The following is a 578-nucleotide window of genomic DNA, read 5'->3' on the forward strand; positions in this document are numbered from 1 at the left end:
ATTTATGGCTGAACATCGCCGGCGTTGCCGTCTTTGCCTTCTGGACGGAGCCGTTCGCCCGTTTTGCCGCCATGCTCAGCCCGGCGCCGGATGTGCAGCTCGCCCATGTGAGCGTCTTGTTTAACACCATTTGTTCAGCCGCCGCGTTGCCGTTTGTCGGCATCATCGAAACGGCCATCTTGCGTTTGCATGGCCAAAAGCGGGCTTAATAATCGGCGCGCCCAGTTTGGCCGCTGACGATGGCAACCCCGGAGCTCGTCCCGATGCGCGTCGCCCCAGCCTCGATCATCGCCTCAGCTGTTTTCCGGTCGCGAACGCCTCCTGAAGCTTTGACGCCCACATTGTCGCCGACCGTTTTTCGCATCAGCGCGACGTCTTCAACCGTCGCGCCGCCGCCTGAGAACCCAGTCGATGTTTTCACATAGTCAGCGCCCGCTTTCACCGCCAATTGGCAAGCGCGCACTTTTTCATCATCCGTCAAAAGCGCCGTTTCAATAATTACTTTCACGAGTGCTTTTCCGGCTGCCGCTTCGACGACGGCGCGAATATCGCGCTCCACCCAGTCGTCGGCTCCGCTT

At 59.5% G+C, this 578-nt stretch carries 2 protein-coding genes; one reads left to right on the forward strand and one right to left on the reverse strand.

What is annotated here, in order from left to right:
• Nucleotides 1-209 (forward strand): Na/Pi symporter (locus tag U1T56_RS24370; RefSeq protein ID WP_418162068.1); only part of this gene is annotated, 209 nt, incomplete at its 5' end.
• Here the strand turns inward: U1T56_RS24370 and deoC are convergent.
• On the reverse strand, nucleotides 206-578 hold a 373-nt coding region (deoC, locus tag U1T56_RS24375), incomplete at its 5' end, for a deoxyribose-phosphate aldolase (protein WP_418162069.1). The genes U1T56_RS24370 and deoC overlap by 4 nt on opposite strands.

Source organism: Benzoatithermus flavus, from assembly GCF_037908215.1.
Classification (GTDB): domain Bacteria; phylum Pseudomonadota; class Alphaproteobacteria; order Geminicoccales; family Geminicoccaceae; genus Benzoatithermus; species Benzoatithermus flavus.